The 12,444-nt window shown below is 62.8% G+C and carries 12 protein-coding genes; 6 read left to right on the top strand and 6 right to left on the bottom strand.

Annotated elements, in window-relative coordinates; genetic code table 11:
- Positions 1–126 precede the first annotated feature (126 nt).
- The 3 genes from L1069_RS12810 (at position 127) to L1069_RS12820 (ending at position 3,896) form a co-directional block, all read left to right on the top strand.
- On the top strand, positions 127–582 hold the full coding sequence (locus L1069_RS12810; protein WP_027259655.1) for an Lrp/AsnC family transcriptional regulator: 456 nt from the start codon (positions 127–129) through the stop codon (positions 580–582).
- A gap of 66 nt (positions 583–648) precedes the next feature.
- The gene (locus L1069_RS12815; protein WP_237455923.1) at positions 649–1,869 is read left to right on the top strand and encodes a PAS domain-containing protein; all 1,221 of its coding nucleotides are present in this window, start codon (positions 649–651) and stop codon (positions 1,867–1,869) included.
- A 134-nt stretch (positions 1,870–2,003) separates the two neighbouring features.
- The gene (locus L1069_RS12820; RefSeq protein WP_237455924.1) at positions 2,004–3,896 is read left to right on the top strand and encodes a cation:proton antiporter; all 1,893 of its coding nucleotides are present in this window, start codon (positions 2,004–2,006) and stop codon (positions 3,894–3,896) included.
- A gap of 53 nt (positions 3,897–3,949) precedes the next feature.
- Here L1069_RS12820 and cobT read toward each other — a convergent pair whose 3' ends face one another.
- The gene (gene cobT, locus L1069_RS12825) at positions 3,950–4,966 is read right to left on the bottom strand and encodes a nicotinate-nucleotide--dimethylbenzimidazole phosphoribosyltransferase (protein ID WP_237455925.1); all 1,017 of its coding nucleotides are present in this window, start codon (positions 4,964–4,966) and stop codon (positions 3,950–3,952) included.
- Between the two features lie 101 nt (positions 4,967–5,067).
- Here cobT and L1069_RS12830 point away from each other — a divergent pair, with 101 nt between their 5' ends.
- On the top strand, positions 5,068–5,826 hold the full coding sequence (locus L1069_RS12830; RefSeq protein WP_237455926.1) for an adenosylcobinamide-GDP ribazoletransferase: 759 nt from the start codon (positions 5,068–5,070) through the stop codon (positions 5,824–5,826).
- A gap of 72 nt (positions 5,827–5,898) precedes the next feature.
- Here the strand turns inward: L1069_RS12830 and L1069_RS12835 are convergent, their stop codons facing one another.
- From L1069_RS12835 to L1069_RS12855, 5 genes are all read right to left on the bottom strand, one after another.
- Positions 5,899–6,411 (bottom strand): CarD family transcriptional regulator, encoded by a 513-nt coding sequence (locus L1069_RS12835; RefSeq protein WP_237455927.1) that lies wholly within the window; start codon positions 6,409–6,411, stop codon positions 5,899–5,901.
- A 301-nt stretch (positions 6,412–6,712) separates the two neighbouring features.
- Positions 6,713–7,051, bottom strand: a complete 339-nt coding sequence (gene fdxA / locus L1069_RS12840; RefSeq protein ID WP_024090808.1) for a ferredoxin FdxA — start codon at positions 7,049–7,051, stop codon at positions 6,713–6,715.
- Positions 7,052–7,113: 62 nt separating this feature from the next.
- Positions 7,114–7,488, bottom strand: coding sequence for an RNA-binding S4 domain-containing protein (locus tag L1069_RS12845; RefSeq protein ID WP_129371545.1), 375 nt, complete (start codon positions 7,486–7,488; stop codon positions 7,114–7,116).
- A 7-nt stretch (positions 7,489–7,495) separates the two neighbouring features.
- Positions 7,496–10,435 carry a helicase-related protein gene (locus tag L1069_RS12850; protein WP_237455928.1) on the bottom strand — a complete coding sequence of 980 codons (2,940 nt, stop codon included), beginning with the start codon at positions 10,433–10,435 and terminating at the stop codon, positions 7,496–7,498.
- A 26-nt stretch (positions 10,436–10,461) separates the two neighbouring features.
- Positions 10,462–11,028 carry a tetratricopeptide repeat protein gene (locus L1069_RS12855; RefSeq protein ID WP_237455929.1) on the bottom strand — a complete coding sequence of 189 codons (567 nt, stop codon included), beginning with the start codon at positions 11,026–11,028 and terminating at the stop codon, positions 10,462–10,464.
- 101 nt (positions 11,029–11,129) lie between these two features.
- Here L1069_RS12855 and L1069_RS12860 point away from each other — a divergent pair, with 101 nt between their 5' ends.
- Together L1069_RS12860 and L1069_RS12865 are read left to right on the top strand one after the other, a co-directional pair.
- Positions 11,130–11,420: an SCP2 sterol-binding domain-containing protein gene (locus tag L1069_RS12860; protein WP_129371548.1), complete on the top strand. Its 291-nt coding sequence runs from the start codon at positions 11,130–11,132 to the stop codon at positions 11,418–11,420.
- On the top strand, positions 11,420–12,382 hold the full coding sequence (locus L1069_RS12865; RefSeq protein WP_129371549.1) for an alpha/beta hydrolase: 963 nt from the start codon (positions 11,420–11,422) through the stop codon (positions 12,380–12,382). Before L1069_RS12860 ends, L1069_RS12865 begins: the two co-directional genes overlap by 1 nt.
- The last annotated feature ends 62 nt before the right edge of the window (positions 12,383–12,444 follow it).

A 12,444-nucleotide genomic window follows, 5' to 3' on the forward strand; every position in this document is an offset into this window, starting at 1 on the left:
AGCCAAGTGAATTCTTGCATCAAGAATACCGCATATCCGGCGCAGGTTTTCCGCGTTGTTTCGCACCGGAAACTTGAAATGTGCGTATCATTCGCGCCATGGTGGTCAAAAGTGGAAAAAACACGCATGCTGGACCCAACAGATACCAAGCTGCTTGCAGCGCTTCAGAAAAATGCCCATCTCACCGCGCAGGAATTGGGCGAGATGCTCAACCTTTCCCCCAGCCAGGCCGGACGGCGGCGGCAGCGGCTGGAGGCAGAAGGGTATATCCAAGGGTATTCGGCCCGGCTTGACCCCGCCAGGCTGGGGCTGTCGGTGCAGGGGTTTGTGCAGGTTCATCTGGGCAGTCACGGCCCCGAACAATCCAAGGGGTTCGCCCGGCTGGTGGCCAGCCAGCCGGAAATCACCTCGGCCTGGACGATGACCGGAGAGGCCGATTACCTGCTGCGCGTCTATTGCGCCGATCTGGAGGCGCTGAATACGCTCATCCACGGCATCCTGCTGCCCCATCCCGCTGTTTCCAGGGTCCAGAGCCAGATCGTAATGGCACAATTAAAACGCGATGCGCCACTGCCGACTTAACCATCCGGGAAGGAATTGGCGGTAAAGATGCACTAACGAATTTTGTAACCGAAAGTGGAACGTGCCGTGTCTTTTGTTGACCGCCGAGTTGAAACGCGCCCGACCAGCGGCGAGGCCCCGTTTGGCCTAAATGAGGTGTTCTTTTCCAGGACCAACGACCGCGGCATAATCCAAGCCGGCAACTATGTGTTCCGCCGGGTCGGCGCCTACCCTTGGGAAGAGCTGCTCGGCGCTCCGCACAAGGTGATCCGCCATCCGGACATGCCCAAGGGGGTGTTCTCACTGTTCTGGGACACCATCCAGCGCGGCGATTTCATGGGTGCCTACGTCAAGAACAAGTCCAAGGACGGGCTGTACTACTGGGTATTTGCCGTGGTGGTGCCCTGCCAGGACGGCTATCTTTCCGCCCGCATCAAGCCAAGCAGCGCATTGTTCACCGAGGTGCGCAATCTTTATGCGACGATGCTCAAGCGGGAGACCGAAGAGGCCGTCACCCCGCAGGACAGCGCCCAGTATCTGCTCGATTGGCTGAACAGCCAGGGCTACGAGAGCTACCACCAGTTTGCCGCTCACGCGCTGAGCCAAGAGCTGATCTCGCGCGATAAGGGACTGAACCAGCCGCCCCACGCCCGGATCCAAGAGCTGACGGGCATGCTGCGCAACGCTGAAACCCTGGTGGAAGAGACCGAAGGGCTGATCACCGATTTCGACGCAATGCACACGATCCCGCATAACCTGCGGGTGCTGGCGTCGCGGATTGAACCTTCGGGCGGCCCGGTCACGGTGCTGTCACAGAACTACGGCTCCATGTCACGCGAGATGTCGGATTGGTTCGGCGCCCATGTGATGGGCGAAAACAGCAATTTCGCCAAAATCAAGGCTTCGGTGAACAGCAGCCTGTTTGTCGAAGGCATGGCGCGTATTCTGGTCGAATGCGACAATCAGCTGCAGAAGGAACGCCGCGATCTGGGCGAGGCTGACATGGAAACCGAGCGCCAAATCCTGGGCGATCTGGTAAAAGACCAGGTCAAGCGTTCGCAGGACGGCATGAAGGAAGTCGACGAAGAAGCCGCGCGCATCACCAGCGCCTGCCAGATCATGCACCGGCATTTTCTTGGTCTCAGCTCCACCCGGGTGCTGCTTAAGATCGAAAGCGCAAGGCTGACCGATTCCGGCGAAACACTGGCTGATATCATTGATCAGCTGGGCGGTTTCCAGGAACGGATTTCGCGGCGGCTTGACCGGATCGGCAAGCTGAGCGAAGAGATCCGCCTGCTCGAACAATAGCAGCCCCGGAGAATAGCAAGCCCGCTCAAAAAGCCGTCAATGACTGCTGCTGGCAGGCACCGGATTGCCGTAACAGACCGCCGCGGCCGGCAAAGCCATTGCCAAGGCACCGGCAGGCTTGCGATACCTGAAAGATGGAAGAGTTTTTTTACCAAGCAACCATTTATCTGGGCGCCGCAGTCATTGCGGTGCCTCTGGCTGCGCGCCTTGGGCTAGGATCAGTTCTGGGGTACCTTGCGGCAGGCATTGCCATTGGCCCGATCTTCGGCCTGACCGGCACCGAAACCGAGGATTTGCGCCACTTCGCCGAGTTCGGTGTGGTGATGATGCTGTTTCTGATCGGGCTGGAGCTGGAACCGCGCGCCCTCTGGGCAATGCGGGATAAGCTGATCGGCTTGGGCGGCATGCAGGTCACGGCCTCAACGGCTGTCCTGATGGGCGCAGCCATGGCCGCGGGCGAACCCTGGCATGTCAGCCTGGCGGTCGGGCTGGCGCTGTCGCTGTCTTCCACGGCGATTGTTCTGCAGACTCTGTCGGAAAAGGGGCTGATGCGCACCGGCGGCGGCCGTTCTGCCTTTTCGGTGCTGCTGACCCAGGATATCGCAGTGATCCCGATCCTCGCTTTCCTGCCGCTGCTGGGCAGCTATGCGATCCCCAAGTTTGCCTCTGATGGCTCCATCAGCCGGGATAGCGCAGACGGCCATGGCGGCGGCCACGGGTCGCTGTCGCTGGTGGACGGGCTGCCCGGCTGGGCGGTGGCGCTGGTCACTCTGGCCGCCATCGCCTTTATCATCCTGGCGGGCATTTACCTGACGCGGCCGCTGTTCCGGTTCATCCACGCCTCCAACCTGCGTGAAATGTACACAGCACTGGCGCTGATGATTGTGGTCAGCATCTCCTTCCTGATGACGCTGGTCGGCCTTTCCCCGGCGCTTGGCGCCTTTCTGGCCGGGGTGGTTCTGGCCAACTCCGAATTCCGACACGAGATGGAAAGCGACCTTAACCCCTTCAAGGGGCTGCTTTTGGGGCTATTCTTCATTACCGTCGGCGCGGGCATCAACTACCGCCAGTTTCTGGCCGACCCTGGCGATCTGATCGGCCTGGCGCTGCTGGTGATCTTTGCCAAGGGGGCGGTGCTGTTTGCCGTCGGCCGTGCCTTTGGCCTGCGCCGCCGCCGCTTGTGGCTGTTCACCCTCAGCCTGGCCCAGGCCGGCGAGTTCGGCTTTGTGCTGCTGGCTTTTTCCACCCAGCTGAACGTGATTCCAGCGGCGCTTTCTGAGAAGCTGCTGCTGGTGATTGCCTTGTCGATGCTGATCACCCCGCTGTTGTTCATCGCCTATGACCTGTTGTCCAAACGCATGGGCGACGCCCGGCAGGAGCATGAACCCGACGAGATTGACGAGGAAGGACCGGTGATCATCGCGGGCATCGGCCGCTTCGGCCAGATCGTCAACCGGCTGGTGCAGGCCAGCGGTTTCAAAACCGTGGTGCTGGACCATGATATGGAGGCGGTGCAGCTGATGCGCCGCTTCGGGGTCAAAAGCTTCCTGGGCGACCCCACCCGGCCGGAACTGCTGAAAGCTGCCGGCATTGCCAAAGCCAAGGTTTTTGTGGTGGCGCTGGATGACCCGGAAGGCGTGGTCAAGATGGTCACCTATGTGCGTCGGGCCTATCCGGATTTGCACATCATCGCCCGCGCTAAAGACCGCAACCACGTCTATGAGCTTTACAAGGCCGGCGCTGATGACATCGTGCGCGAGATGTTCGACAGCTCGGTGCGTGCAGGCCGCTATGTGCTGGAGAACGTCGGCCTCAGCGAATATGAAGCGGCGCAGGCGGCGCAGACCTTTTATGCGCATGACCGCGCCAACCTGCGCGACCTTGCCCAGCACTGGATCCCCGGAGTGCCTGCCAGCCAGAACCCGGCCTATATAGACCGCGCGCGGGAGCTGGAGAAAGCCATCGAAAGCGCGATTTTCGAGATGGCCGAACGCAAGCGCAAGAAGTCCGCAAAAGCCGCGGAATGACCAAAGGCCCGGGGTGGATCCGGGCCTTGCGGAAAAGATCTGGACGGGGCTGTTCAGCCGTCCGCCACCCCCGCCTCGGCAAAGGTTGCCATGCCGCTGTGGCAGGCGATCGCGCCTTTCAGCACTTGGATCGCCAGCGCCGCGCCGGAGGCCTCGCCCAGACGCAGGCCCAGCGACAACAGCGGCTGCTTGCCCAGTTTCGCCAGCAGCGCCGGATGCGCCCCCTCGGCGCTTTGATGGCCGGCCACTGCGTGGTCCAGCGCGCCGTCTGCGGTTTGCATCAGGCAGGCCGCAGCAGCGCAGCAGATAAATCCGTCCAGGATCACCGGGATATGCAGCACGCGCGCGGCAGCAATGGCGCCCGCCATGGCAGCAATTTCGCGTCCGCCCAGGCAGGCCAGCGCATCCAGCCCATCGTTGATCCTGTCCCGATGCAGTGCAACGCCTTCGGCCACCACGCGGATTTTATTCGCAAGCCCGGCTTCATCCACACCGGTGCCGCGCCCGGTCCAATCCGCCGCCTCGCCGCCGAACAGCGCACAGGCCAGGGCGGCGGCAGGGGTGGTATTGCCGATGCCCATTTCGCCGACCACCAGCAGGTCAGCGCTTGGGTCCACCGCATCCCAGCCGGTTTTCAGCGCAGCCAGCAGGTCAATCTGGTTCATCGCCGGCCCTTGGGTGAAATCAGCGGCCGGGCGCTCCAGCTCCAGCGCATGCACATCCATGCGGGCGCCGGCCAGCCTGGCCAGCTGGTTGATGGCCGCGCCGCCGTGTTCGAAGTTGATTACCATCTGGGCGGTGACTTCCGGCGGAAAGGCCGAAACCCCCTGTGCCGTCACGCCGTGGTTGCCGGCAAAGACGATCACCTGCGGTGCGGTGATTTCCGGCCTATCGCTGCCGCGCCAGCCGCCGTACCAGATGGCCAGCTCCTCCAACCGGCCCAAGGCACCGGGCGGTTTGGTCAGCTGGGTGTTGCGTGCAGCCGCACCGTCCAGCGCGGCCTGGTCCAGCGCGGGCGCGCTGGCCAGTGCGGCGCGGAAGTCATCAAGAGAGGAAAGCTGTGGCAGCATGAGAAAGCCTCGTTGCATCAGGTCGGGGGACGCGGATAAAGCGGATGGCAATCTGTTTAACGGCTGGCGGCAGTGCCGCAAGCCCCGCAATAGGCCCGTAAATGCGAAAAAACGACATCCAGGCAAAAGACATCCTGCTGGCGCTGGTGCTGCTGACCCGGCTGCCCTTGCCGCATCTGCCTGCGAAGGCTTTCCAGCGGCAGGCCAAGGCGGTCTGGGCGTTTCCGCTGGCCGGACTTGCCGTCAGCCTGCCGGCGGCGCTGGTTGCATCTTTTGCATTGCACATGAACCTGCCCGCCGCGGTCGCCGCGGGATTGGCGCTGGCGGTTCAGGTGATGCTGTCAGGCGCCATGCATGAGGACGGGCTGGCCGATACTGCCGACGGGCTGTGGGGCGGGTTTACCCGGGACCGGCGGTTGGAGATTATGAAGGACAGCCGCATCGGTGCTTACGGCGTGATTGCCCTGATCCTCGGAATCGGCCTGCGCTGGAGCGCGCTGGCTGCGGTGTTCGCGGCAGCTGGCGTCTGGCCCCTTCTGGCGCTGGCTATGATGAGCCGCGCTGTGATGCCTGCGCTGATGTCTGCACTGCCGAACGCACGGACGGCAGGGCTGTCGCAAACCGTGGGCCGTCCCCGCGCCCTGCCCTGTTTTCTGGCGGCTTTGCTGGCCATCGTCCTGTCGCTGCCGCTGATTGGCTCAACGGCCTTTGCGGCTGCCTTGGCCATGGGCGTGGCGGTCCTGGGTTTGGGCGCGTTGGCCAAGGTCAAAATCGGCGGCCAGACCGGGGACATTCTGGGAGCATCTCAGCAAATCGCCGAGATTTCCGGCCTACTCACCCTTCTCGCACTCTGCAGCTAAGCCGGGCCGCGGCATAAAAAAGGCCGCGCCCTAGGGGGGCACGGCCTTTCTATTACAGACTAGGGCAGATGTTTACGCCGCAACGCGGGAGGTCAGAACCTCATCCACCTGCTTGGCGGCCGCAATTTCGTCGTTGCCAGACACAGCCGCGACTTCGCGGGTCAGACGCTCAAGTGCGGCTTCGTACAACTGACGCTCGGAGTAGCTTTGTTCGCGCTGATCATCGGTGCGGTGCAGGTCGCGCACCACTTCGGCGATCGAGATCAGATCACCGGAGTTGATCTTTTGCTCATATTCCTGAGCGCGGCGCGACCACATGGCGCGTTTGACCTTGGCCTTGCCCTTCAGCGTTTTCATCGCCTGGGCAATCACGTCCGGCGAGCTGAGCGAGCGCATGCCAACTTCGGTTGCCTTGTTGGTCGGCACCCGCAGGGTCATCTTGTCTTTTTCAAAGGTGATCACGAAAAGCTCCAGCGTAAAGCCGGCCACTTCCTGCTCCTCGATCGAGATGATCTGGCCCACGCCATGCGCCGGGTAGACTACATACTCATTGGGGCGGAATTCGAGCTTCTTCGATTTGGTCATACAGGTTATTCCTTACTCATAGCCGGGCGGCTCCGGCATTTTAGCGAACAAAATGCCCGGCCCCGGTCAGTTTGATTTGACCAGCCCCCAGGACATTTTTTCCGCAGAAATACCGCCCAATCTGCGCACCACTGCTGGCGTGCGCCAGGGGCGGACTCCGATTGTTTATGTCTTTTGTGCTTTTAGCATACCATAAAAAAGGGCCGCCCGAAAGGCGGCCAGCTGAACAGGCTTCGTTAAAACCCCATGCAATGCGGCGGTTTCCCGCAAATTTGCGGCACCGGACGCAGTGGACAGAGAATCAGCCGCCTTCGCCGGGCGCCTCAGAGAAATACTTCTCCATCTTGCCCTCTTCGCCGTCGCGTTCCTCGTAGCCCGGCATCGGGTCTTTCTTGGAGACGATGACCGGCCACAGTTCAGAGTATTTGCGGTTGAACTCGACCCATTTGTCCATGTCCGGTTCGGTATCCGGGCGGATTGCATCTGCTGGGCATTCCGGTTCGCAGACGCCGCAATCGATGCATTCGTCGGGGTGGATCACCAGAGTGTTCTCGCCCTCGTAAAAGCAATCCACCGGGCATACCTCGACACAGTCGGTGTATTTGCAGGCGATGCAGTTTTCCGTCACGACATAGGTCATAATACCGAGTCCCGTTTTCCGTTTGCGCCTAGCTAATCCAGACCGGCGACGGCTTCAAGCCGTCAAAGGGTATCCTGCTTGCGAGTAAGATCAAGCGCTCTGCGGGCTTTTTTGTCCGGCCGGCCTTTTCCTTCGAACCTGGGATTGGCCGGAATTTTTTCCTGCTTTTCCGTCATATCGAAGTACAGTGCCTGCGCCTCAGGTGCCGGGCCGCGGCGTTCGCCAATGGCCTCTACCCGGACCACGCGGATCACTTTGGCCTGGGCAAAGGTCAGAACGTCACCCGGGGCGACGTTCTGAGCCGGTTTTAAGGTCTTGGTACCGTTGAGGCGCACATGGCCCGCACTGACCTGTTTGGCGGCCAGGCTGCGGGTTTTGAAAAACCGCGCATGCCATAGCCACTTGTCGATGCGGATCTTGGGCGCGCCCCCAGTCATGGCAGGATCAGTCGCCCTGTTTCAGCCCCATCAGCGCGGCGGCAAAGGGGTTGTCGGGGTCGATCTGCTTTTCCTTCCTGGCAGGGCGCGCGGAATAGGTCTTGGCGCCCTGGTCCTGACGCGGACCGCCTTTGCGGCCCGGTTTGCCGCGCGGGCCGCCGTCACGGTCGCCGCCTTTGGCGCCGCGCGGTTTGCCCTTGCCGGCAGGTTTGCCGTCGCCCTGCGGGCGGCGGTTCTGCTGGCGCTGGCCGCCCTGGCGTCCGCCCCGGTTGCCGCCCCAGGTGAAAGTGAAGAACACTTCCATTTCCGGTTCAGCAGCAGCAGCCTCCGCCTCAGCAGCCGCTTCGGGCTTGGCTTCTGCATTTTCTTCCGCAGGTGCCGTGTCTTGTGCAGATGCGGCCTCGGCCTCAGCGGCGGCGGGAGCTTCGGCAGCGGCGTCTTCAGCAGATGCTGCACCCGCAGCTTCAACAGCCGGCTCTTCCGTCGCAGGCGCCGCTTCAGCAGCTGCCTCAGCAGGCTTGGCTTCTGCATCTTCAGCAGGTTTGGCTTCCGCTTCCGCCGCAACCGGCTTCACCTTCTGGCGCTCGCCCTTTTCGGCCTTGTAGCCCAGGCCCTGCATCAGGTCGGCGAACTGCTCCAGCGTCATACCGGTGATCGACAGCATGTCAGCCTTGGCTTCAAAGCCGCCGCGGCTGTCTTCGCCGCGCAGCATGTCGGCCAGGCGTTCCAGCATGTCGATGCGGATCATCCGCTCACCCGCCGCGCGATAGCCGGACATGGTGTCATAGCCGTCGGGCGCGTCCTTGGCGGACGGCACCGTGACCAGACCGGGAGGCGGAGATTCGGGGAAATCCTGAAGACCGTTGGCCAGCGACCACAGCACCAGCCGCAGACGGGTCGGCGCGGGCTTCAGCAGCAGCGGCATGAAAATGGTGAACTGGCCGAAACGGATGCCATGCTTGCGCAGCGCGCCCCGGGCGTCCTGGTCCAGGTCCTTCACCTCTTGCGCGATGCTTGCGCGCGGCAGCACGCCAAGGTTTTCGACCATGCGGAAAGCAAAACCGCGGGCCAGGCCGGTCAGCTCTTCGTCCTTTTGCAAGGCCAGCAGCGGCTCGAACAGCGCGTTGATCTTGCGGGTGATGAAATGCAGCAGGCGGCGTTCCACCTTCTGGGCGACATCCGGCCCGGCGGACTCGTCCACAAAGACCTCGATCTGCGGGGTCAGCGCATCGGCACCGGCAACCAGCTTGCCCACCGCATGTTCGCCCCACATCAGGCCGCCCTGTTCGGTGTAATCGATCTCGGTATCGGGCGCGTTATAGAACCGGTCCGCACGCAGATGGAATTGCGGCGCCAGCGCCTGCAGCGAGGCCGCCTTCAAGGCCTTGGCCTCGGCACCCTGCGCGCTTTTATCCGGGCTGAACCGGAACCCCTCGAGACGGCCGACGAATTCGCCTTCAACCGTCACTTCACCCTTGTCATTCACTTCGGCCAAAAGGGCCTCCTTCTGTTTGAGCCGGCGCAGCAGCACTGAGGTGCGCCGGTCCACAAATCGCTGAGTCAAACGCTCGTGCAGAGCATCCGACAACCTGTCTTCTACAGCGCGCGTCTCTCCGCGCCAATGGCTTTCGTCACGCAGCCAGCCATTCCTTTGCGCGACATAAGTCCACGTGCGGATAAATGCCAGCCGCTTGGACAATGTGTCGATGTTGCCGTCGGTGCGGTCAATTCGCTTTATCTGGCGAGCCATCCAGTCGTCCGGCACCACGCCGCCGCCATGCAGATGTTCAAAAATCACCCCCAGAAGCGAGGCATGTTCGGCGTGGGAAATGCCGCGGAAATCGGGAATCCGGCAGATATCCCACAACAGCCGCACCGATTGCGCGTTGGTGGTGCGCGAGATCACGGCGGATTCGCGCGACAGCATTTTCAGCGCGCCCAGGTCGTCCGCCTCGCGCGCTTTGATCAGGTTTTCATCCGAAGGGCTTGATTCGAGCGAGTGGATCAGCGTCTCAACCGTGCCGAACTGCAGATCCGCAGACCGCCAGTTCAGCTTTTTCAGCGGCGTGAACTGGTGGTTCATGATGGCAGACGCCGTGCCCTCGTCCAGGGGCCGCGCATCGCCGGTCACGCCAAACGTGCCGTGGCTCATCCCGCGGCCGGCCCGGCCTGCGATCTGGGCCAGCTCATTCGGGGCCAGCTCGCGCATCCGTCGGCCGTCGAATTTGGCGGTCGAGGAAAACGCCACATGGTCGATATCCAGGTTCAGCCCCATGCCGATGGCATCGGTGGCGACGAGGTAATCCACCTCGCCATTCTGATACAGTTCCACCTGCGCATTGCGTGTGCGGGGGCTGAGCGCCCCCATCACCACCGCCGCGCCGCCCTTCTGACGGCGGATCAGTTCGGCAATCGCATAGACATTATCAACCGAAAACCCGACAATTGCAGTGCGTGGCGGCATCCTGCTTATCTTTTTCGAACCTGCATAGACCAGATCCGACATCCGCTCGCGGCGATGGAACTCTACCCCGGGCACCAGCGCCGAAATCGGCCCGCGCATGGTATCGGCGCCCAGGAACAGTGTCTCCAGCGTGCCGCGGGCGCGCAGCAGGCGGTTGGTGAAGACATGGCCGCGCTCGGGATCGGCACAGAGCTGGATTTCGTCGATCGCCAGGAAGTCGCAGCCCATGCCCTCGGGCATCGCCTCCACCGTGCAGATCCAGTATTTCGCGCGCGGCGGCACGATGCGTTCCTCGCCGGTGACCAGCGCCACCACCGACGGCCCGCGCGCCGCCACCACCTTGTCATAGACCTCGCGCGCCAAAAGCCGCAGCGGAAACCCCATGACGCCGGTGCGGTAGCCCAGCATCCGTTCGATGGCGTAATGTGTTTTGCCGGTATTGGTCGGGCCCAGAACGGCCACGATCCGCGATGCGCTTGCCATTGCTTCAGCCCCCGCCCCGATGGGGCTTACAGTTCCCGGCCCTCGGCCAAGGGCGCCAATCGTTCAAGGGCGCTGCTTACTTCCTCGTGGTGCGGATGTATAGCCTTGGCCCGCTGGTAGGCCTGATAGGCGCGTTCGGGTTTACGGAATTGTTCGAACAACGCGCCCAGCGCGTAGATCGCATTGTAATCCTGCGGGTTCAGCGCCAGCGCGCGTTCCAGGTCCGCCACCGACGGCCCGTAAAGCCCCAGCGCGAAATAGACGCGGGCCCGTTCGTACCAGCCGCGGGCAAAATCCGGCGCATGATCGGTCAGCGCGGTCAAATGCTCCGCTGCCCGCTGCAAATCGCCCCGCTCCAGCGCGTCGGTGCCGCGCCGCAGCAGCAGATCCATCGCAGGCGAGCCGCTTTTGGCCCAAAGCGCCTGCAGCTCGCGGTCGATGGCCGCCGCCTCGGAGAGTTCCGACACGGCCAGGTCCTGCAGCAGCGCATCGGCGGAATGCTGCTGTGCCGCGCCGACCCCAGGCAAGGAATACGTGACTGTGACTGCCGTTGCCGCCACGATAGCTTTGAGCTTTGGGAGATTTGCCAGCATGATGCCCCCAGTGTAATCCAGCGCGCGGCAATTTCCAGTATTGGATGCAAATGCTTCACAGATTTGTGCTATGAAGCGCGCAAAACAGATTGAGGACTGACATGAGCGATACCCTGGCACAGGCGGCAGAGACCCTGAACAGCAAACTGGACGCAGGCGAATTCGACGCCTCCGCGAAATTCGAGATCGAGGGGCTGGGCTCCATCGTGCTTGACGGCGCAGGCGCCCGCGTCGGCGACGAAGACACCGATGTTACCATGAAGGCCGACGCCGACACGTTCCAGTCGATCCTTGAGGGCGATTTGAACCCCACCGCCGCCTTCATGTCCGGCAAGCTGACCATCGATGGTGACATGGGCACCGCGATGAAGCTGGCCTCGGCCCTGTCCTGATGGACGGCGCCCCGGTGGAGCTGCAGCCTGCCCCCCTGTTTGCGGATATCGCGCAGGGGCCTGCGGGCGGTCAGGCCCATTGGGTGCACACCTCGGACGGCCTGCGTATCCGCGCAGGCCACTGGCGACCGGAAGGAGCGGCAAAGGGCACCGTCCTGCTGTTTCCCGGTCGCACGGAATATATCGAAAAATACGGGCTGGCCGCGGCGGAATTTGCCGATCGCGGTTTTGCGACCCTCACCGTGGACTGGCGCGGCCAGGGGCTGGCGGACCGGACCCTGGCAGAACGCCGCCTGGGCCATGTCGAAGACTTCAGCGACTTCCAGAAGGACGTGCAGGCGCTGACCGGGCTGGCCGAACAGCTGGATCTGCCGGAACCCTGGTTTCTGGTCGGCCACTCCATGGGCGGCGCCATCGGGTTGCGCGCGCTGATGCAGGGGCTGAAGGTCAACGCCTGCTGTTTCACCGGCCCGATGTGGGGCATCCAGATCCCGCCGCTGCTGCGCCCCTTGGCCAGTTTTCTAAGCGGCGTTGCGCCGTTTTTGCGTCTGGACAAATTGCTGCTGCCGACCACGGCGCTGGAGCAATATGTGCAGATCACGCCCTTTGACGGCAACACGCTGACCACCGATCCGGACATGTACCGGATGATGCATGCCCAGCTGGCGGCACAGCCCGATCTGGCGCTTGGCGGCCCTACCGTCCAATGGCTGCGCGTCAGCCTGCAGGACTGCGCCTGGCTGGCCGGGCAGCCCTCGCCCGCCCTGCCCTGCATCACCTTTGTTGGCTCGGACGAGCAGATCGTCAACACCGAGGCCATCCACGACCGGATGGCGCGCTGGCCGGGCGGCGAGCTGGACCTGATCAAGGGTGCCCGGCACGAGGTGCTGATGGAAACCCCGGAAATCCGCGCACATGTGTTTTCCAGCATGTGCCGCCTGTTTGAACAGTACCGCGGCTGATCGCCCGGCGTTGCGCCGACTAAGCGCCGTGCCTTTACCTGCCCCTTACCAGCTTTCGTTAA

Origin of the sequence: Leisingera sp. MMG026, from assembly GCF_021654205.1 — a bacterium.
Taxonomy (GTDB): domain Bacteria; phylum Pseudomonadota; class Alphaproteobacteria; order Rhodobacterales; family Rhodobacteraceae; genus Leisingera.

Coding starts and splice junctions, on each gene's coding strand:
- L1069_RS12810 (WP_027259655.1), top strand. CDS start 127: ATGCTGGACCCAACAGATACCAAGCTGCTTGCAGCGCTTCAGAAAAAT.
- L1069_RS12820 (WP_237455924.1), top strand. CDS start 2,004: ATGGAAGAGTTTTTTTACCAAGCAACCATTTATCTGGGCGCCGCAGTC.
- cobT (WP_237455925.1), bottom strand. CDS start 4,966: ATGCTGCCACAGCTTTCCTCTCTTGATGACTTCCGCGCCGCACTGGCC.
- L1069_RS12830 (WP_237455926.1), top strand. CDS start 5,068: ATGCGAAAAAACGACATCCAGGCAAAAGACATCCTGCTGGCGCTGGTG.
- L1069_RS12835 (WP_237455927.1), bottom strand. CDS start 6,411: ATGACCAAATCGAAGAAGCTCGAATTCCGCCCCAATGAGTATGTAGTC.
- fdxA (WP_024090808.1), bottom strand. CDS start 7,051: ATGACCTATGTCGTGACGGAAAACTGCATCGCCTGCAAATACACCGAC.
- L1069_RS12845 (WP_129371545.1), bottom strand. CDS start 7,488: ATGACTGGGGGCGCGCCCAAGATCCGCATCGACAAGTGGCTATGGCAT.
- L1069_RS12850 (WP_237455928.1), bottom strand. CDS start 10,435: ATGGCAAGCGCATCGCGGATCGTGGCCGTTCTGGGCCCGACCAATACC.
- L1069_RS12855 (WP_237455929.1), bottom strand. CDS start 11,028: ATGCTGGCAAATCTCCCAAAGCTCAAAGCTATCGTGGCGGCAACGGCA.
- L1069_RS12860 (WP_129371548.1), top strand. CDS start 11,130: ATGAGCGATACCCTGGCACAGGCGGCAGAGACCCTGAACAGCAAACTG.
- L1069_RS12865 (WP_129371549.1), top strand. CDS start 11,420: ATGGACGGCGCCCCGGTGGAGCTGCAGCCTGCCCCCCTGTTTGCGGAT.